Annotated in this window: 15 protein-coding genes; 5 read left to right on the forward strand and 10 right to left on the reverse strand. The window is 46.1% G+C overall.

Going from position 1 to position 20,988, the window contains the following annotated elements:
* Nucleotides 1–91: 91 nt before the first annotated feature.
* Nucleotides 92–979 (forward strand): hypothetical protein, encoded by an 888-nt coding sequence (locus tag QF049_RS20750; protein ID WP_307540230.1) that lies wholly within the window; start codon nt 92–94, stop codon nt 977–979.
* 221 nt (nt 980–1,200) lie between these two features.
* Here QF049_RS20750 and QF049_RS20755 read toward each other — a convergent pair whose 3' ends face one another.
* Nucleotides 1,201–3,912 carry an S-layer homology domain-containing protein gene (locus QF049_RS20755; protein WP_307540232.1) on the reverse strand — a complete coding sequence of 904 codons (2,712 nt, stop codon included), beginning with the start codon at nt 3,910–3,912 and terminating at the stop codon, nt 1,201–1,203.
* A gap of 363 nt (nt 3,913–4,275) precedes the next feature.
* On the opposite strand from QF049_RS20755, the gene QF049_RS20760 reads away from it, so the two are divergent.
* Both QF049_RS20760 and QF049_RS20765 read left to right on the forward strand, forming a co-directional pair.
* Nucleotides 4,276–6,597 carry an AraC family transcriptional regulator gene (locus QF049_RS20760; RefSeq protein ID WP_307540234.1) on the forward strand — a complete coding sequence of 774 codons (2,322 nt, stop codon included), beginning with the start codon at nt 4,276–4,278 and terminating at the stop codon, nt 6,595–6,597.
* A 314-nt stretch (nt 6,598–6,911) separates the two neighbouring features.
* Nucleotides 6,912–8,450 (forward strand): extracellular solute-binding protein, encoded by a 1,539-nt coding sequence (locus QF049_RS20765; protein WP_307540236.1) that lies wholly within the window; start codon nt 6,912–6,914, stop codon nt 8,448–8,450.
* Nucleotides 8,451–8,549: 99 nt separating this feature from the next.
* Here the strand turns inward: QF049_RS20765 and QF049_RS20770 are convergent, their stop codons facing one another.
* The 7 genes from QF049_RS20770 to QF049_RS20800 all read right to left on the reverse strand — a co-directional run bounded on the left by QF049_RS20770 (nt 8,550) and on the right by QF049_RS20800 (nt 17,135).
* Nucleotides 8,550–8,789 (reverse strand): YezD family protein, encoded by a 240-nt coding sequence (locus QF049_RS20770; RefSeq protein WP_036607453.1) that lies wholly within the window; start codon nt 8,787–8,789, stop codon nt 8,550–8,552.
* Nucleotides 8,790–8,945: 156 nt separating this feature from the next.
* Nucleotides 8,946–9,821 carry a sulfate ABC transporter permease subunit CysW gene (gene cysW / locus QF049_RS20775; RefSeq protein ID WP_074093283.1) on the reverse strand — a complete coding sequence of 292 codons (876 nt, stop codon included), beginning with the start codon at nt 9,819–9,821 and terminating at the stop codon, nt 8,946–8,948.
* A gap of 67 nt (nt 9,822–9,888) precedes the next feature.
* Nucleotides 9,889–10,725 carry a sulfate ABC transporter permease subunit CysT gene (gene cysT, locus QF049_RS20780; protein ID WP_145325621.1) on the reverse strand — a complete coding sequence of 279 codons (837 nt, stop codon included), beginning with the start codon at nt 10,723–10,725 and terminating at the stop codon, nt 9,889–9,891.
* 87 nt (nt 10,726–10,812) lie between these two features.
* On the reverse strand, nt 10,813–11,892 hold the full coding sequence (locus tag QF049_RS20785) for a sulfate ABC transporter substrate-binding protein (protein ID WP_307540240.1): 1,080 nt from the start codon (nt 11,890–11,892) through the stop codon (nt 10,813–10,815).
* Between the two features lie 479 nt (nt 11,893–12,371).
* Complete coding sequence (locus tag QF049_RS20790; protein WP_373428278.1) at nt 12,372–14,249, reverse strand: rhamnogalacturonan lyase; 1,878 nt, start codon at nt 14,247–14,249, stop codon at nt 12,372–12,374.
* A 236-nt stretch (nt 14,250–14,485) separates the two neighbouring features.
* Nucleotides 14,486–15,712, reverse strand: coding sequence for a transcriptional regulator (locus tag QF049_RS20795; RefSeq protein ID WP_307540242.1), 1,227 nt, complete (start codon nt 15,710–15,712; stop codon nt 14,486–14,488).
* A gap of 367 nt (nt 15,713–16,079) precedes the next feature.
* Nucleotides 16,080–17,135: a lactonase family protein gene (locus tag QF049_RS20800; RefSeq protein ID WP_307540244.1), complete on the reverse strand. Its 1,056-nt coding sequence runs from the start codon at nt 17,133–17,135 to the stop codon at nt 16,080–16,082.
* 234 nt (nt 17,136–17,369) lie between these two features.
* On the opposite strand from QF049_RS20800, the gene QF049_RS20805 reads away from it, so the two are divergent.
* Nucleotides 17,370–18,230, forward strand: a complete 861-nt coding sequence (locus QF049_RS20805) for an AraC family transcriptional regulator (protein ID WP_181155567.1) — start codon at nt 17,370–17,372, stop codon at nt 18,228–18,230.
* Nucleotides 18,231–18,375: 145 nt separating this feature from the next.
* The gene (locus QF049_RS20810; protein WP_307540250.1) at nt 18,376–19,059 is read left to right on the forward strand and encodes an S-layer homology domain-containing protein; all 684 of its coding nucleotides are present in this window, start codon (nt 18,376–18,378) and stop codon (nt 19,057–19,059) included.
* A gap of 185 nt (nt 19,060–19,244) precedes the next feature.
* On the opposite strand, the gene QF049_RS20815 is transcribed toward QF049_RS20810, so the two are convergent.
* Both QF049_RS20815 and QF049_RS20820 read right to left on the reverse strand, forming a co-directional pair.
* Nucleotides 19,245–19,871 carry a nitroreductase family protein gene (locus QF049_RS20815; RefSeq protein ID WP_076215923.1) on the reverse strand — a complete coding sequence of 209 codons (627 nt, stop codon included), beginning with the start codon at nt 19,869–19,871 and terminating at the stop codon, nt 19,245–19,247.
* Between the two features lie 262 nt (nt 19,872–20,133).
* The gene (locus QF049_RS20820) at nt 20,134–20,598 is read right to left on the reverse strand and encodes an RrF2 family transcriptional regulator (protein ID WP_307540255.1); all 465 of its coding nucleotides are present in this window, start codon (nt 20,596–20,598) and stop codon (nt 20,134–20,136) included.
* Between the last annotated feature and the right edge of the window lie 390 nt (nt 20,599–20,988).

Here is a 20,988-nt window from a genome sequence, read left to right on the forward strand (position 1 = left end):
TGAATTCATCTACTTCCTGTGTAATAGTGAGAGAAAGCTTACGTGAAGCGTGTTTCATGATACGTGAAGTTGGTGCAAAGGAGGAACAAGTGTGTTTCAACGTTGGTTTGAAGATCTAACATCGCGCCCAGGCGCTGTGGCTGTGCTGTTTGGAGTCATGGCTTTGCTTCTGGGGATATACATATGGTCTGCCACTGAAGTTCGCCGCAGCCACGAAAGGCGAATGCAAAGGATACGAGATACATTATACATAAGTACAGCCCTCTTGGGACAACTTACCATCCAGGAAAATCGGAATTATGAACGATCGGAACACGAACATAATGATCTGATCACAGCAATGTTAGCCTGCAAAGCTGCATCTTACCTATCCCCTCAGCTACAGGACCAGATCCGTGACTGTATTAAGGATCATGATCCTGCCAGAATCGGACTGATGCACAGAGCACTGGAACGGGAATGCACCGTATTATCGGATGAACTCAGCCGGGATACTCATGCAGATCATTGGGGCACAGCGGTCTGGACCATCCTTCGGCCCGTAGCCGAACCAGCCGCACTGGCGGCCACAGGGTTTCTGGTTACAGATCTGGTATTTCGTCAGCGAATGTTGGACGTCCCTGTGGACTCATGGGACAACATCTTGCCATGGATTCGCGCAATTTCCCTAATGATCACCATAATATATGGCTATTTGCTCTGGGCCAGCCCACGCCGGGATAGGCCACGTACAGTAACCAAATTGCTCTCCTTGCTGATCGCGCTATGCTCCTTGCTCCATCTGATTGGACCTGTTGCTGCGCCCTACGCACTGGGATTACAATTAATCCTGTTCACTTCAGGCTTCAGTCTGACCGGGACACGCTCTCGAAGTGATCGCCCCTACGCAGGACATACGGATTTGGAACCAACAAAGCAAGTCTCTACGGAGCTGGAAGAGAATACACGTCGTACATCTGGTACCAACACCGACGAATAACTAACGCATTCAGCCCATCACCATCTTCGAGTGAATTTTCAACATCTAGATTCTGCATGTCTCTTCCCACGTAAAAAAGGGGCTGAAACTACATTGTAGTTTCAGCCCTTTTTTATATTACTAATTTTGTCTTGCGAAGAATTATCGGAAGCTTATTCTGTCATCGAAGTGGCATGTGTAATATTTTTTAGTTCAATTTATATAATGGATAATTACTTCGCTTATTTGGCTACAACATGTGCAATGATACGACCTTTTTCGTATGTGACCGTAACGTTATAACCATCTGCCGTTACACTGTCGAATTCACCTGTAATTCCATTCGCCGTGATTAACGTAATATCTTTGGAACCTTCGATCTTATAGTTGGACAAGTCCAGATTCAGGCTTCCTCCATCAATATAGAGCTTTCTGCCGACATTCAACTGACTGTTGTTGTCAGTCACTACCAATTCCAACGTACCGTTATCCATGGTAAAGTTTCTATTTAAGTTGAGTGCTCCATTCACATCCACGACAACTGTTCCATTTTCTACATACAGATCACCCGTACCAAAAGCAGTCGCAGATTCAGCTACCAGTGTTCCGGCTTGCAGCAACGTTCCGCCTGTGTAGCTATTGTTGCCTGTTAGTGTCAGTGAACCTGTTCCCTTTTTCGTGAGCATTCCACTGCCGGTAATGTTATTTCTCCACCAGTCTTGTGCATTGAAGCGCCCTTTGGAAGCGTCCATATCCACGGTTACATTGTTCAAGAATGCACCGTATCCATCCGCAGCCGTGACCAGATCAATTCTACCCCAGCCCTTGGATTCATCCAGTACAGGATATCCAGAGTCAATGGATGTTGTATACAATACTTGTCTGCGTTGCTCATCTGTTAAATACGGTTGACGTGTTTCTAACAGGGCTTCTGCTCCTTGCGGTACAACTGGAGCCAAACCTTTGGTTCCGGTTTGTGGTAGACCGTAAGTCATCTTTTCTCTATAGAAGGCTTTATTGGCATCATGATCTTCCCATTTGTGTTCATCGTAAGCACTCTTAAACGTGTAATCCTCTGTTACGGTGTGTGCATATTCATACAGACTCATATTTTTATCCTTGGCTGCAGCTCCAAATACTTCTCCTGCATTCTCATAGCCTTTCTCTAACACTTCTCTGTTATCAGCCTGATTAAGTGCATATGCAGCCATGGCTGTGGATTGTATTCTTCCTCCTATAACATCAAGTGGTGAGTGCATCCCTGCTACGATGCGATTCTCACCCAGCTGAGCTGCTCTCGTTAACAATTCAGCGAATCGTTCTGGCGTAGCGTATGCCAAAGGAAATACGGATAAGTAGGCTGCGCTTGTATGTCCGCTCGGAAATCCGCCATCTTTTCCTCTTCCATCCTCAGCGATTCGTTTGACATAAGTTAAGGCAGGAATAAGCTTAACGTTGGTTTCGTATTGCTGGTAATGTTTTTCTCCGGTTGATTTGGTGCCGCCTGAAGCCAGAGGTACTTCTTTTTTCTCACCTTCGCCCAAGGTTTCCCATACAGGCAGTCCTTTGCTGTCAACCACTTCTTTCACTTCTCCATTGGAATTCATTCTCCACGGTCTAGGGGAAGAGTAGAAATATTTAGAGGGATTAGATGATGCAGGAATTTTGAATCGAACCAGATCAACCAAATTGACCAAGTCTGAAAGCTCCGTTTGTTCATCCCAATCTCCAATACCTTGGCTTTCATCTTCCACTGTTTCTTCGGTCAATACCACATTCATCTCGTCCACCGTTCGTTCAACGTTTGTCTTCGGCTTGATGATATCTACATACGTGTTAGCCAACGGACCAAAGCCCTCCATCACGCTATAGATCTTATCTCTTTGGTCATCATAGTAGGCTGCCAAAGCCTCTTCACCCGTGCGGTTTTGCGTGACCTTTTCTACATATCTGATATTGGCTTCCCAAGTCGCTTTGTTTCGGATCTCTTCATTTGCATATGTTTTCTGATCAGCGACGGCTACGGTTGGATCATTCTTAAAGCCGTCATAATATGGGGACGGTCCATCTCCATACTTTGCATTCTTTCCGTCAGCTCCAATTTTGGTTGCCGCCGTTCCATCTCTCCAGTCCGCTTGGTTCATGGACCATACTTGATCAAAACCGTCCAAAATATCAATAAACGGATTGGTCTCCGCAATATTTTTCAAGGTGTCGTCTCCAGCATTGGCTCCGTGCTTCACGGCAGACAAACGGGCTTCATCTGCTGGGGGATTAACATTCAGTACGGATGCCGTTCCTTTTGGCTTAGCTGGTTTGGCAGCTGTAGTCGAATCTGTCTCTACAGCCTTAACGAGTGCTGATACTGCTTCGGCACGAGTAATGGAATTAAGCGGTTTGAAGCTTCCATCTGCATAACCAGCGATAATTTTCGCTGCTGCCGCTCCACCTACAGCTCCCTTGCTCCACGCTGCAATAGACGATGAATCGCTAAAGACATTTGCTGCTGTTTCATTCAATTCCAAATTTAGAATACCGGCAATCACTTTAGCTGCTTCTTGACGGGTGATCGGATCTTGCGGCTTCATTGTGCCATCGGTGTATCCATCTATATATCCATTTGCATTTGCAATAGAAATTGCTTCGTAATACCATGCACTCTCAGACACATCGTTAAAGGTAATTTTAGCTTGTCCGGAATACCCAAAAGCACCGTTTACCAAATTCATAAATTCTGCTCTGGTAATATACGTGTTCGGTTTGAATGAACGATCCAGGTAACCTCGAATTAATCCTTCATCACCCCATGCTTGAATATTTGCTTCCGCCCAGTGTCCCTTAATATCAGAAAACTGAATCTTCTGATCGGCTGCAAAACTCTTCTCTGCAAATGTCGGACCTACCATAGACAACATTAGAAGTAATGCCAGTGACTTTTTAAGTGGTTTTCTCATGGCTTGCAAATACACGCTCCCATTATGGTAAATTATTTTTTTGCTTCTGCATCTGCAAATAAGTAAGAAAGTCTCTATACAGATGTCTGATCTGCCGTTACTGTAGCATTAGGGAGCGTTTCGCATCTATAGAACAAATTCCGTTTTATATCAAAATCGTACGTTCCGATGATTTCTGCCCTCAAAAAACAGAGGAGATACTACTTTCGTTAATTATAATATCCTTTTATGTAAACGCTTTATTAAATTAGTGTAAAATGTGGAGAAGAAGTTTGTTAAATTTCGATCAACATGATTTCTAGTCCTCGGCCTGCTATATAATGATGAAGTTGTTTAGACACGAGAAACGAAGGGGGAAAAAGAATGCATAAGCCATTTCAGTCTGTGAGATCCAAGATGGTTCTTTCCTACCTTGCTGTCGTTCTTGTCATTGCGCTTCTTTTCGGCTCCATTCTATACCTCTTCTTCTCCCATCAATACAGCAAAGAAATTCGAATCAATAATCAGCTGTCGCTGAAAAGCACTGTCAATTATATTGAGAGCTCTGTGATCCAGAAGGTGAATCAGGTCTATCTGTCCCTGGCACTCGGTAACGCCGCAAGTATCGACTTAGATAGCTTAAAAGGAAACCATAGCAAAATCCTGGACATCGAACAGTCCCTCAAAAATATGGTGCAAAATTATTCCGATCTCATTGAAGCTATTCATGTGTACGATACGAAGAACCACTTCATCGTCTCATCTGTATATGGGCTATTGCTCTATGAGGACACGCCTTCGAGTATGGATCATACGACGGATTGGATTGCTGCGATGAAAGAGACTCCAGAAAGCTCTTTATGGATGAAGACTCGCATGGTGCCTCAGGATGCTTATATCGAATCACGAGAACAGGGCAACATGAGTCCTCTAATTTCCTATGTCCATAGTTACCCGTTTCAATCGTCTGGACAAGAGAGCAAAGCCATGATTGCGATTGATATCAAAGAATCAGCGATCAGTCAGATCATTAAAAATATGCTCCCTGCTGACTATGCGAATACATTAATCATCGATCAGGACGGAACCGTCATATCCGCCGCGGACAAAACGTTGATAGGCAGCTCCACGGAGGAGAATCTGACGCAGTCGCTGCTCACCTTTCATTCTTCAGATGAGAGCTTCACGCCTGTATTTAACTATGACTCTCATGTCGTTACCCAAGATCAATTTAAAGGAAATGCATGGAGAATCTACACAACCACACCGAATGAAAGCTTCTATTATAAATTGGATAGCTTAAAAGAAATTTCGGTTCTTCTCGGCTTGTTGGCTGTCGCGGTTGGGATAGCGATGTCGTCCATCTTTACCAGGGCCAACTATAGTCCTCTTAAACGAATCATGAATAACATCAAGAGCCGGATGGATAGCCCAGCCAGCTTAAAGCAGGACGAATACCGGTTCATCGATACAACGTTTAACAGTCTGTCCAATAAAGTTGATAGTCTTGAAGAAACACTCCAAGCCAATCACAAGATGATTAAGCATAGTATCATGCTTAATATGTTAAATAATCGATTTACACCCGAGGAACTTACGGAACAGCTCCAGTCTGTTCACATTTCAATGGCCTACTCTCGCTTCCGCTGCATCGTCATTGACCCCGTTAATGAGAAGTGGAAGGATCTGCAGCCACGACAGTTGCAGCATACGTTGTATACGATGATCCAGCAGCTGGAGATTGCAGAAATGGATGGAACTCAACTGCTGGCAGAGGAATTGCAGGATCACAAAATAGCAGTAATCATCTGTACCAACCAACCCGAAGAACCTCTCTCTGATCACATTGTAGACTTTATTCACGCTGAGGCGAGCAGCAGATTTGGTCTGGAATTTGTACTATCGTTAGGCGGATGGGTAGAACACTTTACGAAGATTCACACAAGCTATCATCAGGCGAATACCCTGATTCGATACAGCTACTTCTTTCCCGAGCAGTCTGCCATTCAGAATCTTGATCTTCTGAACAGGGAAGCCAGCAGTTTGGAAATTCCGGAGTCATACCTGGTAAACTTTGAAAAGAAATTGCAGGCTCGGGATGTGCAAGGCACAGTTGAGGCCATTCAGGAATTGGTCGCGACAATAAAGGAAGGCCCCTATTCCGCCGAATACAGTCGGATCATATTATTAAAAACGGTATCTATTTACGCTGAGTGTATTCATCAGGTGCGCCTGCAACCCGCCGAGGCGAGTTCATTGAATCTGTACAAGCAATTTTCATTGTTCTACAATATCAACCGCTATTCAGAATGGATGATTCATCTCGTGACCGAATTTGTGATGCATATGGAGAAGCGAAGTGAGGTACGAAGTGTGGATACCATCTCGGCTGTCAAAGCCTATATTCACGAGCACTTATCGGGCGATCTCACGCTGGATCATGTTTCAGAGCAAGTATTCATCAGCCCTAAATATCTCAGTAAACTTTTCAAGGAAGAAACCGGGATTGTTTATTCCGAATATGTTACGAATCAGCGAATGGAACGCGCACGGGAACTCATGACACAGCGTGAAATTACGGTTGAGCAGGTCGCAAGTACGGTCGGTTACCGTACCCCTGCCTATTTCATTAAGAAGTTCAAAGAAATTCACGGCTGTACACCAAAAAACTTCATGCGCAGTCTAATGGAACAGGGATCTATATAGGTTCAGTTTAACATTTACACAATAACGGAGAGGACAGAAAGAACCTGAAGAAGCGAAGCGTGCGCCTTTATTCCCGGATTTCCCCCTTTAGAAAGGGATCAAAAGAAATCTGGGAATAACAGCGATCGGAAGGTTGTTCTGTCATTGGAGTGTCCGTGTAAATACTCTTTAATTGAACTTATATAGAATTTAAAATCAGGAAAGGAGCTGCTATGAACCTCAACCTTTCAAAAAAACTATATCTATTGTTTGCTACATCTATTCTTATTGGATTGATGAGCGGTTGTACCGTTCTAAACAGAGAAGGATCACAAATGCAACAGCAGGAACATTCAGCAAGCTCTGAGAAGGATACAGCTCCTCAATATACGATTTCCTGGACCATGCATCAAAATATCCCTGTTCCTGAGAACGCTGAGATGATTACCTATATTGAAGATCGGTTTGATGTCGATCTGGAGGTGTGGAACCTTGAGAACAGGCGGTACGAGGAACTGCTGGATCTGGAGCTTGCTCAAGGGAAAATACCTGATCTGTTCCGGATCAGACAACCGCATGATCTGCTTAAGTATCAAATGCAAGGGGTCTTAGCGGAAATCTCCCCGGAAGTCTTTGAACAATATGCGCCAAATATCGTGCAGCGAATTCGCGATTATGATTCACGTTACCTAGAGTATGGAAAAATAAACGACTCCTTATATGGAATTCCGGCCATTAATCAGACCAACATCTATCGAACCCCTGTTGTATACCGAGAGGACTGGCTTAAGCAGCTCGGTCTGGAGGTGCCCAAGACATTAGATGAATTTGAAACGGTCATGTATGCTTTTGCCAAAGATGATCCGGACGGAAATGGTAAACAAGATACGTATGGCCTATCCAGAGAGGGCTTAAATGTCGTGTTTGGTGCTTTTGGACAGTCCGTTTTCACCGAGCAACTGTATTTTAATGAAAAAAACAACCAACTTGTGATCGGTGCTTTGGAGCCGGAGATGAAAAAAGCATTGGTTTATATGCAAAAGTGGTATCGGGACGGGGTTATCGATCCCGAGTTTATAACCGGTGAGAATAAAGGTGGATATAAACATCTGTCCCATGCTTTTATTAATGGAAAAATTGGGATGACCTCGATGGGCAACTACTATCATTGGAATCAAGAGGGAGACTACAGTGTCCTTAATGAAAATGGCCAAGAAACTCCAGTGGGAGCCTCGTTCAATGTTAATGAGTTGCTACAGAAGAATGCAACTGCAGAGGTTGTATTTGGTTCTCCTGTTATTGGTCCTGATGGACATAGCGGTTCAAAAGGGAATAATCTGCTGATGAATTTTATTGCTATAGGCGCTGAGGCTGCGAAGGAGCCAGGAAAACTGGAGAAAATTTTGGAGATACTCGATTATGTAAGTGCCAACCCCGATCCGGTGGAGCAGATCAAAATGGAGTATGGCCTTCCAGGAAAACACTGGAATTGGAGCGCTGAAGATTCAAATTCGTTTTATTTACTTTACCCATACAACAGAATGGAGAATTATATTAATATGATCGGCTCAAGTATCGGCATGACGGTTCCAGGTACACCCTCGGATAAACGTGAACAGTGGGCTGCATCTGCAGGGTTGACGGAGAATGGTATCTATAATCGCCTGGAGGTTGCAACCCCTGCCCTGATTCAATATTCATCTGAATTGATTCGCATGAGAGACAGAGCGTACATCTCCATCATCACTGGCGATCAGCCTGTGGGGTATTTCGATACCTTTGTGGAAGAATTCATGGATGCAGGTGGGCAACAGGTGCTGCTTGAAGCGAATCATTGGTATAAGGAGCATATGGAGACAGGTCGTGCACAATAGGTAGGAAGATCTGGAACATGCATTTCCCATGAGTTTCTGAAAAGTATACATTTGTGTTCCTATGCACCCATCCTTGATTCCCTCATGCCACGTCACTCTCTATCCCTTCGCACTCGCATTTGATCCACGTAGTGAACGGGCTGAACTGCTTCGTGCCGTGCTTCCGGATTTGGAGGCGCTGCCTGAGGGCGTGTTTTCAAAACGCTTGCGTTCGGTCCGCTCCATCTGCACAATCTGACCTTCGTGCACTACGATATGCAAAGAACCAAACTCCATGTCATTCAGCTGTCCGGCAATTCGGTCCAACCATACCTCATCCACTTTTAACGGCTTAGCCATAGAGCCACCTCCTCTTCTCGGGCTACTGCCCGCCATATTCCTAAGTACGCTGTCATCCAACGGATTTATAAATCACTCTTATCCAACCTATATACTTGGTTTATACATTAGCAGGGCTTCCAGTAGCTGTCAATCTGTATTTTCTTCTTCTCATAGTCACTTTTCTGAAACAGCTTTGTGACCAAGCCAGCTCTTGAGCAACAACGTGGCGAGAGCCAGAATCAGGAGCAGTGACGCTACGGCAAACGAAGCCGAGAATTGATATTCGTTATACAAAATCTCGACATGAAGTGGTAACGTATTGGTCTCCCCGCGGATATGCCCGGACACCACAGATACGGCTCCGAACTCGCCCATGGCACGGGCATTACACAGAATAATGCCGTATAGCAGCCCCCATTTGATGTTGGGCAAGGTTACACTCCAGAAGATTCGCCACCCGGAAGCACCTAGCGTAACCGCTGCTTCCTCTTCCCGGGTTCCCTGGTCCTCCATTAGTGGAATCAACTCCCTCGCTACAAACGGGAAGGTAATAAACAGCGTTGCAATCACAATGCCTGGCAGCGCAAAAATGATTTTGATATCATGTTCGGACAGCCACGGCCCAAACCACCCATTCGAACCAAAGACCAATACAAAAATCAACCCGCCCACCACAGGCGAGATGGAAAAGGGAAGATCAATCAGGGTGATCATGAGTCCCTTGCCCTTGAACTGGAACTTGGTAATGACCCATGCAGCGGCCACACCAAATATCGTATTCAGCGGCACTGTAATCGCCGCAACCAATAACGTGAGTTTCAGTGCAGACATGGCATCCGGCTCGGTAAGAGCCGCGATGTACACACCCCAGCCCTGCTTCAACGCCTCCATGAGCACAATGGCCAGTGGTAAAATAAGCAGCCATATGAGTACCAGGCTTGCCAGTCCAATCAACAACCATTTGACCCATGGAGCTTCCGTTGTTGCACGGTTTGTTCCACGGCCAGCTCGTACGGGTGGAACAGGGCTTAGTGGGACAGAACCCGCCATATGCTGCACCTCCTTTGGTTTGGGTGAGTGACTTCGTTTAATATCCTTATTCCACCATGCTTCATTGTCATGCCCTTCCCGCCTTCCGGCTCCAACGCTGCAAGGAATTAATGATCAACAGCAGGATGAAAGAAACGAGAAGCAGCAGCAAAGCTACAGCTGTAGCGCCTGCATAATCGAACTGCTCCAGCTTGGCCATGATCAACAAGGGGGCAATCTCCGTTTTCATCGGCATATTACCTGAGATAAATACAACCGAACCATATTCGCCAATACCCCGGGCAAAAGCCAGAGCAAATCCCGTTAACAACGGGGGGATCAGATCCGGCAGCAGAATCGTGCGGAATATCCGCCATCTTCCTGCTCCCAGTGTGGCAGCCGCTTCTTCCACCTCTGCCTCCAGCTCCTCCAACACCGGTTGCACCGTACGAACCACGAACGGAATTCCGATAAACATCAGCGCCAGTGTAATCCCGGCCTGTGAATAGGCGAGCTTGATACCCAAAGGCTCTACAAACTGCCCAATCCAGCCATTGCCGGCATAGATCGCCGTAAGAGCAACCCCTGCTACCGCTGTCGGCAAGGCAAATGGCAGATCAATGACCGCATCAAACAGCCTTTTGCCCGGGAATTCATACCGAACAAGCACCCATGCCAGGAGTAACCCCAGCACGAGATCAATCAGCGCCGCTGCACCTGCGGTCAGAAAGCTGACCTGGAAGGAAGCCAACACCCTGGGATTGGTCGCAACCTCAATCATGGTTGCCCATGTCAGCCCTGTTGAGTTAAACAACAGCGCTGCCAGTGGAATAAGTACAACCAGGCTCAGGTAGAGCACACTGTAACCCATCGTTAATCCGAATCCCGGCAATGTGCGTCTCCGCGCCACCATCACCTTGCTCATGCACGTTCATCCTCTCTGCCTTCAGCCGGTAGGGCTGGTTGGCCGCTCACAGCGCGATTGATCGGGTGTTCATTAAACAGAGCAACCTTAGCTGCCTGGAACATAGATCTGGTCGAAGATACCACCGTCATTAAAATGTTTGGCCTGAGTATCCCGCCATGTGCCGAATACATCTTTCAACGTGAACAGTTCAAGCGCCGGGAACTGATCCTTGAATTTTTCCTCCACGCTGTCCAGCGTTGGGCGGTAATAATTTTCAGCGGCAATCGTCTGTCCTTCTTCACTGTACAAATATTTCAGATAGGCATCCGCCACGTCGCGGCTTCCTTTTTTGTCTGCATTTTTGTCCACAATTGCAACCGGTGGTTCGGCCAAGATACTAACCGATGGCACGACAATATCAAATTTGTCCGGACCCAACTCCTTTACCGATAGGAAAGCTTCATTTTCCCAGGCAAGCAACACATCACCAATGCCACGTTCAACAAACGTTGTCGTAGACCCACGAGCACCCGAATCCAGTACAGGCGCATGCTTGAACAATTCACCAACAAATGCCTTCGCTTTCTCTTCATCATTGTTATTGTGCTTAAGGGCATATCCCCATGCCGCCAGATAGTTCCAGCGCGCCCCGCCGGACGTTTTGGGATTCGGGGTGATGACTTGGGTATCCCCTTTGATCAGATCATCCCAGTCCTTAATGCCTTTTGGATTACCCTTACGTACAAGGAACACAATCGTAGAGGTATACGGAGAGCTGTTATGCTCGTATTTGTCCTGCCAGCCTTCATTAATCAGACCTTTATCTTCAATCGCATCAATATCGTATCCCAATGCCAGTGTCACCACGTCCGCATCCAGTCCGTCAATAACAGAACGACTTTGTTTGCCCGATCCCCCATGGGATTGCTTGATGGTCACTTCCTGGCCCTTCTCTTTCAACCAATGCGCCGCAAACGCTTTGTTATATTGCTCATAGAGTTCCCGCGTTGGATCGTAGGAAACATTCAGCAGCTCGATGGCCTTGGCCCCTTCCTTGCCGCCTTCCGCTCCCCCTGATGTTCCTGCCGTATTGGACCCGCCGCTATCTGATCCGCATGCTGCCAGAACTCCTGTTAACACAAGTGCCAGACCAACCAAGATACCCTTATGAATTCTCTTTTTCATGAATAACACTCCCCCGATATAGATCTGCATGACTACCTCAGGCCGGCTGAACAGGATCGAACGCCCCGTAAAAACAAGAAGACGGAGGAACCCCCGCGCACTTCTCCCCATAAAGTCATGCCGGCTTAAGGCCGTGCATGCTCCATCTGGAAAGGATGCGCTGTGGTGTTCCTCCGTCTATACGGTGAGAACGTTATTCTGTTCAGGTTGCATTGTTGCATCTGTCTGTCAAATGACTGCTTTCACAATGAAAACAGATTCATTTTTATTATTCCTACCTGTTTAGTGAGTTATATACGTATAATAAAGGCAGTCTATATACCTGTCAAACGTTTTTTCCGATTTTTACCGTATTTCTGGGCTATTGGCAAAAAAAGAGGAACAACGAACCAGCGTCCGTTGTTCCCTTCAGCGAATCCTATGCTTCGCTGGCTACGATAAACATGTACGGAATTGGACAGCCACACCTTGTCCATTCCTCATCTGCCCGCATACCGGATATTCGGTACCGGTGGTGGGTTCATGCCTTCTCCCAGATAAAAGCCGGTGTGTGGCGGCTGATTGTAGGCTACATTTTGCCAAGCGACGCCAAGACGGTACACTGGATCATGCATCAGCGTATAGATGCGTTTGTCCGTAACTGCTGTTGTGGTATAGATCCGCAGTGCTGAGCTGTCATTGGCCCGCCACACGACTTCCTCTCTCCAGTCCCCGAACAGATCGGCCTGCAGATTCGGCGTAGACTTGGTGCCGTTGTTGGAAGAAACGCCGGATGCGGTGAGCAGGTTCACCGTTGTGCTATTGGCATAATTCCACTTGTCGATTCGGTTGCTGTCCAGCAGTTCACGGAGCAAATCACCATCCCACCAGATTCCAAAATTCGTGGAGGAAGGCAGGGTTGTCCCGAGTTTCTGCCCTTTGGCTGTGTACAGACTGCCGTCTGCCCATACTTCGGCGCCTTTATATCTAGGATCGATATCTGCCGCCATGCCACGTCCAATATCCTTCGTTGTTTTGACTCCCCAAATTAGCTGGCCTGTACCTGCATCACGAAATTCCACTCCGGCATTGGACGGTGTCTCATGAACCTGAAATACCTCAAGTCCAGGGCGGTCCGGGTCCAGATCACTCAGATGCATGGCATCACCATGATGAAGTCCTGTCGTGTACAATCCTTTGCCGTTGTCATCCACCGCCATGGCACCATAAACGATCTCGTCCTTCCCATCTCCGTCTACGTCCGCCACACTCAGATTATGATTCCCCTGCCCAGCATAACCTGAATTGCCGGAGGTATTGGAATCAAATGTCCATTGCTTGGTCAGCTGTCCATTCCGCCAGTTATAGGCCACAAGCACACTTCGCGTATAGTACCCACGCGCCATGACCAGACTTGGGCGCTCCCCATCCAGATAAGCAATGGCGGCAAGGAATCGGTCCACCCGGTTTCCATAGTTATCTCCCCAGTCGGACACATTGCCGCGCGCCGGTTCGTAGTTCACCGTGGAGAGCGCTTTGCCAGTCTGCCCATTGAAGACCGTCAGGAATTCGGGGCCAGACAACACATAACCACTGGAATTGCGGTAATCCTTGCTTGCATCCCCGATGATCACGCCAGTGCCATCCTTGGTGCCATCGGCTGTTTTCATCGCAACTTCGGCTTTGCCATCACCGTCGAGATCATACACCATGAACTGGGTGTAGTGAGCACCGGCACGGATATTTTTGCCCAGACTAATTCGCCAGAGGCGTGTTCCGTTTAATTTGTAGGCATCGATAAATACTTCCCCGGTATAACCGCTCTGGGAGTTATCCTTGGAGTTGGAAGGGTCCCACTTCACAATCAATTCATACTCACCATCACCATCCAGGTCACCTGCACTGGCATCGTTGGCACTGTAGGTGTAGGCTACTCCATCGGGCGTTGTCCCACCTGCGGGTACATTGAGCGGTACAGATAGATAGTTATTGCCCCATACGCTTGCTGCCGCTGAAGCAGCCTGCTCCGTTCCACTGACTACAGCGCGAACCGTATATTTGGAACTGCTTGTCCCGCTTGCATCCTGAAGGTTGGTGCTGTTTGTTATGGGCGTAGCGTTCACCTTGGTTCCATCTCGATATACGTTAAACGATACATTCGATCCTTCCATTCCCAGAAGCCGCCAACTGACAAACACACCTGTCCCGGTCTTCACAGCCACCACACCGCGATCCAGATATTCCATCTGCCTTGCTCCCGCTGCATGTGTTACTTGCGTGTTGCCAAAGCCAAGCGAAGTGACCAGTAATGCGGAACTCAGTAGTGATACTCCCGCTGTACGTAATGTGCGCTTCCACAATGATGATCGATTCCCCATAAACAATTGCCTCCCCAATTGTAGTGGTAAGCCCGCTGCCCTTGTAGCGCCATCTTTTGTGTAAGCGCTTTAATACATTTATTTTAAATTAAACATATAATTCCATCTATAGGTCTAATTTAGTAAATAAATGGTAGTATATGAAAAAAGCCAAAGGATTTCTCCTTCGGCTTCGTAAAGTATATTACAGTGTAATCATAATGCTAAATAAATTCAGAACTAAAGTAGTACTTGTATCACGCATTAATTCGCTGCATCTCATTGATCAGTAATTTAAGCTTTTCCTTGTCTTCAAAATTTTCACTACTAAAACATTTTTCAAGAAAAGCCATCACATATTTAATGAAATTGAGATCATTATTTTTTTGAATAGAGAAGTTCAATCCTTCTAAAATTCGACTTATTGCAACATCGCGATTGTGATTTAAATAATATATCGCCAATTCCCCTAGAAGTTTTGCATAATTTTGATCCATCATTGAAGAGTTGTATTGTCCAAATTCTGTCTTGTATGTACGTAAGGGAATGTAATCCGAGAATCGCTCTAAAATATCATCAATATTCCAGTTAAACTTATTCGCTGCCTGGATGATGTAACGTAATGCCAAAAATATCTCATCCGGGTATTGTGTGATGTAATTTGCATATTCTTTAACAACATTTATATCTCCAGATAACATCTGATAGAGATACTTATTAGCCGTTGCCCATTCTTCGAATTGCTTCAGCACACGTCGAGACTCATCATCGTCCTCCCGCACCCAGCTCTTTCCACTTGCATAAAGCCCCACAAGTTCTAATGCTTTGGTATAGTCTCCCTGCTCCTCAAATACCGTCGACTGAATCAACCATGCATATAGTATATAAAAGTAAAGTGGCCGCACTGTTAGTTTCCACTCCTGATTTTGTCGTTCCGAAATGTTAATTGTATCATATTGAATTTTGGCTAACTGTAACATCTTGTCAGCGAAATTTTTAACTTCGCTCCATTTATTTACCGAGCCAAAAACATGAATTAGATCTTTGAAGGCTTCCAATTGGTATCTCTCATCCAACCGGTCAACATAGGGCTCGAACAAGATAGCCGTCCTTAGATTTTCCTCCAGGTTCTCTCCTTGTCCAATTAGAAACATTCGATACTGACACATGGCAAGCCGTTCAGAATGCTGATATTTCTCAACCTCGCTCACACTCTTATATAACAATGCCGCCGCAGACCGCTGATTTTGTTCAAATAATTGTTCAGCCATCTCAAATAGTTCTGTCGCATAATCCAGGTCGTCCAGTAGCCGATAAAGAATCTGTTCAATGCAGTCCAGCCGATTCAACTCCGCACTTCGGAGAATAAACGGTCTGATCCGCCGCATGGATACGGAATAAGCAAAACATTCTTCCACATAGTCGGTAAAAAAATGATCCGCTGCCACGCCCATTCCTGATGATATTGCAATCAACTGACTCACGGATATGGGACGATTCCCATGTAAAATACGACTAATTGTGCCTGTATTAATGCCCGATACTTCCGAGAATCGGGAGAGCGTCATGCTGTTCTTAGCGATAAACTGGGTTAATTGCTCCCGAATTGAATTTGCAGGTTCCAAGGAAAGCACCACCCTTCGTGCAACATCCAGATTTTAGGTTTTATCACCCTATATTCTGATCATAATGAACGTTCGAACGAGGGTCAATAAAAAATGTTATAATAGCCACGATTTTCAAGTTAATCGCATAAAAGCTGTAAAACCATTTGTTTCCCCATGATTTCACAGCTTATTAGACAACTTTTTAGATGTAATATTCCACGTTTACTTCACCGTATTACAACTTTTATACCACAGGAGCAATACATACCGGACGAGGCAGTTCCAGCTTGAACCCGTTATGCGTCAGACGTCCGTCTTCTTCGCTAATCTGGAAACCTACGAGGTTATTGCTGTCCTGATTCGCCACGACTAGAATTCCACCCGGCAAAATATTAAAGTTACGCGGTGTCTGCCCAATCGTGGACGTCCACTCTACGGCTTCCAACTCACCGCTCTCCTGGTCAATATGATAGAGTACGATGCTGTCATCTCCCCGATTGGATGCATACAGGAAACGTCCACATGGAGATACACGGATGTCTGCAGCCGTACCCTCTCCTTTATGCCCTTCTGGAAGTGTGGAAATGTGCTGCACTGTAGTGAACTCACCTCTGCGCTCATCGTATAGGAATGCCGTAACCGTGTTGTTCAATTCGTTAATTACATATGCCCACTTTGAGTTGGGATGGAACACAAGATGCCTTGGCCCTGCGCCTGGTGGCTGATCCATCTCACGATGGGTAACCAAACGTCCCTCTTCCAACCGATACACAATGATCTGATCCAGACCGAGGTCACATACGACAGCATACTGTCCGGACGGATCTTGCTGAATGGAGTGTGCATGCGGCCCTTCCTGGCGTTCTTCGTTGATTCCACTTCCCGTGTGCTCTACCCATGCACTCATCTCACCAAGCGTCCCCTGATCGCCAACCGGGAATACATTGACACTGCCGCTGCTATAGTTGGATGAGAACACCCACTGACCATCCTTGGAGACAGACACATAACATGTTGAAGCCCCTCTGGTCTGTTTTCGATCCATCAGGTGCAGCTCACTCGTTGCCGCATCTCTCCGATAGACCAACACCTCTCCCTCATCCGTCTCACTCGCCACATACAGACAGTTTCCATCCGGGCATAGCGCCAGATAAGACGGATTATCCACACCATCCATGTGATTGACGATTCGCATCTTTCCTGTATCCGCATTCAACGCACATAGGTATATTCCTGGTTCATCCGCTGACGCATACGTACCTGTATAGAAAAGTGTTTCCTGAGTTGTGACTGGTTCCATATCTAATCTCTCCCTTATCCTGTATATTCACTGTTCTGATTTTTCCCACTGATATGTACTTACCCAATTCACGGGCAACTGCTTCACTTCCTGTAACGTGGCTTTCTAAATCGATAACAACCCCGGTGTGCGCCCTCATATCTGTCATTGACTCCCTTATCGCCTCTCACCATAATACAAAGTATGAGACCTAACAACAGACCACCCCTACAGCGTAAATCTGACGGATTTCGTATGCAAAAACTCATTGTTCTTCCGGACTCCCTGCTGCAAGAAACCGCAGCTTATCCGGTCACGTCCGGATTATATGTTACCGATATCGGTTACTTTCACGAAGCGGAGCATCATTACCGTGATCGTCCCGATGGTTGTGAATCACACATTCTGATGTACTGTGTCCAAGGCACAGGCTGGTATACGATGGATGGCAGCAAGACATATGATGTCAGCCCGGGAAACCTCGTTATATTACCTGCATATGTCCCTCATGTGTATGGTGCCAACGCAGCTGAACCATGGAGCATCTTCTGGATTCATCTGCGCGGGGAACACGCTTTATCCTACATAGAACCCTTGTTAACTCATCATATTACTACCATGCCACCGGCCAAGGCTCAGAAATGGCTTGAGCTTTTTCATGAATGTTACGGCGCACTTGAGACGGGTTACTCCATGCAGACGATGACATATGCATCCCAGATTATCGGTTATATGCTTGGTATGCTCGCTTATGGACCCGAGACGACAGGAACAGATGGTGGGATCGTGAGCAGCAAACGTGCGGCTGAACAATCCGTTCAATATATGCTGGAGCACCTGGAGAATGGAATCACCCTCAAGGAACTGGCGGCTCACGCGCGGCTGTCTGTCCCTCATTACTCTCAGTTATTCAAGCAAGCTACGGGGCATTCGCCCATCGATTATTTCCTGCGGCTTAAGATTCAGCATTCCTGCCGCTATCTCGATTTTACCGATTGGACCGTGAAGCAGATCAGTTCCGAGCTTGGATTCAAAGACCCGTACTACTTCTCCCGTCTGTTCAGCAAAATGATGGGACGTTCACCCACGGATTACCGAAATAAATCCAAAGGTTAGAGGCAGTGCCTTCATTTAGCCCTTTCTAAATGATTATAAATTCAGTTGGAAAATTGCAGCAACCTTTTGAACAGAAGGGTCGTCTATAGGAGCAAATAACTTTTATATAAAGGGATCATCCCTGGAAAAGTGAGGCGAACCTATCATGAAAAAAAATATACTTGCTACATTAACTGCAGGAGCTCTGCTCACGCTGTCTCTAAGTGCAGGCCCGATCAACGCTGCGCAGGCCCAATTCACGGATATTCAAGGTATCGCAGGAGCAGACAAAATCGAATCTCTCCATAAGGATGGATTCATCAAAGGCGTGAGCGACAGCTTGTTCAAACCCGAACTGGAGTTAAATACCGCTCAGGGCATTCAACTGATTGCGGACGGACTAAATCTGAATCTGGACACGATTCGTTTTATCAAACAGCCGCTACCAAGTGACCACTTCTCTCAAGTAAAAGATGGCGTATGGTACAGTGATGCATTTATCCGCGCACAATATAATGGCATTCAGATGTCACAGGATATCGATCCGTCCAAACCGCTTACTCGTGAACAATTCACCCTGTTCCTGATGCAAGGCATCGAGGCCAAAGGCGGTCTGCCGATGATTAATATCAAACCTGTGGACATTACCGACGAACAGGAACTTACGCCAGCGTATCAAGGTGCCATTCAGCGTTCACTCGTTCTCAAGATCAATGAACTGGATGCCGACGGAAACTTCAAACCCAAACAAACGATTACTCGTGCCGAAGCAGCAGTGATGATGTATAACGCAATCGAGTACATGGAATCGTTCCATGCACCACAAATCCCGGAAACACCTGAGAAGTAATCTTTTCATGGTGGAAGTAAGAACTCACTTGAGTGGTGAATCCGCTCGATTGGAGTCATCGTTAGTGGACTTTTCCATACAACCTCAATATGCCAAACAGCCGCACCTTCCCTCAACAGGAAAGTGCGGCTGTTTGAATTATACTTATATCACTGATGCAAAATCATCAGATTTAACTTTCTAACTTAGAAAGAACCTTTAACAACAACCTCAGACAACGGCAAACGTCCTGACGGGCGAGCTGGTTGTGCAGCTTTACCTACAGTAATCAACAACGTTGGCACAAATCGTGCAGGAATGTTGAATGTTTCGATCAGTTTTTGTGGATTATATCCACCGATTGGACATGTATCGTAACCCAGGGAGCGTGCAGCAAGCATAATATTTTGGGAAGCAAAAGATGCATTGCGGATCGCTTCATCGCGAGCGATTTGCGGGCTTTGGTAAGCACCGTTGATCTGTCCAACCAATGCGTCACGAACCTCAGCAGTCAGTGCGCCTGCTTCAACAGCTTGATCGTAGATTACGGTGTTACGGTTTGCTTCCAAATCTCCAAGAACAGCAATCGTAACTGAACTTTCCACGATCTGACTTTGACCATAAGCAACTGGCAGCAATTTCGCTTTGTCTGCTTCGGATTCAATCACGAGGAATCTCCAGTGTTGCAGGTTCCATGAAGATGGTGCTTCCGCAGCTGCTGTCAGAATCGCATTGAGATCAGCTTCAGGCAATTCAAACCCTTTTTCGTACTTTTTGACAGCATGGCGTTCGCTAATAACGCGAAGTGTTTCATTTTTTTCAATGCCTGACATGTGTTCCACTCCCCAGAATCTAAATTGTTTATACTTCTTTACTTTCGCAAGGTGATCTTGAATTATACTCTATCAAGGATTTGCCTTCCGAAAATAACATCAGCGCAGACGATCTCTCCCCATCTGTGTTCACGTTATGCCCGGAATCGCCTGAGAACATCAATGGATCTTTCACCGGAGCACACGCCAATGCCATAACTTGTCCACCATGCCTGACTAAACCAAGACCATATTCATGGAGGAACATTCGTTGTGGACCCCGTCAGGACTTCTCCTTTGCAGATAATCCCTTCAGCGATAAGTTCAACGTTTCCCCATGACCTATGCGTTCTTTCACATCCTGAATGGATATACGATCAAAATAAGCGCTGAGCGCCTCTTCGCCACCATTATAAATGTTCCCCATCACATCCTGCATATTGGAAGATACCACGCACGATGAACCGGACTCCCCTGAGCACCAGTTGGGACCGAGTGAACCACCAGCTACCAGTCTGTACAATTCTCCCAGCTTGATCTCTTCACTTGGACGGTTAAGCAAGTACCCACCATGAGCACCTTCCTTGGTCGTCAGGTAACCATGCTTGCGCAGAACACTAAGTACCTTACGGACTCTGGCCGGGTGTGTACCCACACTCTGGGACAAATCTTCACTATTGGCCATACACTCATCTCTCATCGACAGAAAAACAAGACAATGCACCGCTATGGTAAATTCGCTGTTCATAACTTACTCCTTCCCGGCTTACAACACCGATGAACTCCAACCCAAGGTAAGTATAACTGTCATTATATGAATAACAGTTATGTTTGTCAACTTTCACCCAACATGGAGATCAAACGTGATTTTTCCTGTTATACCAATACTTACAGCTCATCAACACAATTAAGCCAGGATTAACATTCCCTCTTCAATTTAATCCAAAAAGAACAAAAAAAGTGAGCCTTTCGCTACGCGAAGGGCTCCAATAAGATAGACATATGAAAGGGCTTACGTGATTATTATAATCGGTAATCTTCAATTTGAAAACGCTTTTTTTGTAAAGTGCATCATTATTTAAAATTTTTTTTATTTGAATAAAATGAATAACAGGTATTGCTAAAACTAATACCATTA

This window comes from Paenibacillus sp. W4I10, from assembly GCF_030816325.1.
Classification (GTDB): domain Bacteria; phylum Bacillota; class Bacilli; order Paenibacillales; family Paenibacillaceae; genus Paenibacillus; species Paenibacillus amylolyticus_B.

Coding starts and splice junctions, on each gene's coding strand:
- QF049_RS20755 (WP_307540232.1), bottom strand. CDS start 3,912: ATGAGAAAACCACTTAAAAAGTCACTGGCATTACTTCTAATGTTGTCT.
- QF049_RS20760 (WP_307540234.1), top strand. CDS start 4,276: ATGCATAAGCCATTTCAGTCTGTGAGATCCAAGATGGTTCTTTCCTAC.
- QF049_RS20765 (WP_307540236.1), top strand. CDS start 6,912: ATGCAACAGCAGGAACATTCAGCAAGCTCTGAGAAGGATACAGCTCCT.
- QF049_RS20770 (WP_036607453.1), bottom strand. CDS start 8,789: ATGGCTAAGCCGTTAAAAGTGGATGAGGTATGGTTGGACCGAATTGCC.
- cysW (WP_074093283.1), bottom strand. CDS start 9,821: ATGGCGGGTTCTGTCCCACTAAGCCCTGTTCCACCCGTACGAGCTGGC.
- cysT (WP_145325621.1), bottom strand. CDS start 10,725: ATGAGCAAGGTGATGGTGGCGCGGAGACGCACATTGCCGGGATTCGGA.
- QF049_RS20785 (WP_307540240.1), bottom strand. CDS start 11,892: ATGAAAAAGAGAATTCATAAGGGTATCTTGGTTGGTCTGGCACTTGTG.
- QF049_RS20790 (WP_373428278.1), bottom strand. CDS start 14,249: ATGGGGAATCGATCATCATTGTGGAAGCGCACATTACGTACAGCGGGA.
- QF049_RS20800 (WP_307540244.1), bottom strand. CDS start 17,135: ATGGAACCAGTCACAACTCAGGAAACACTTTTCTATACAGGTACGTAT.
- QF049_RS20805 (WP_181155567.1), top strand. CDS start 17,370: ATGCAAAAACTCATTGTTCTTCCGGACTCCCTGCTGCAAGAAACCGCA.
- QF049_RS20810 (WP_307540250.1), top strand. CDS start 18,376: ATGAAAAAAAATATACTTGCTACATTAACTGCAGGAGCTCTGCTCACG.
- QF049_RS20815 (WP_076215923.1), bottom strand. CDS start 19,871: ATGTCAGGCATTGAAAAAAATGAAACACTTCGCGTTATTAGCGAACGC.
- QF049_RS20820 (WP_307540255.1), bottom strand. CDS start 20,598: ATGAACAGCGAATTTACCATAGCGGTGCATTGTCTTGTTTTTCTGTCG.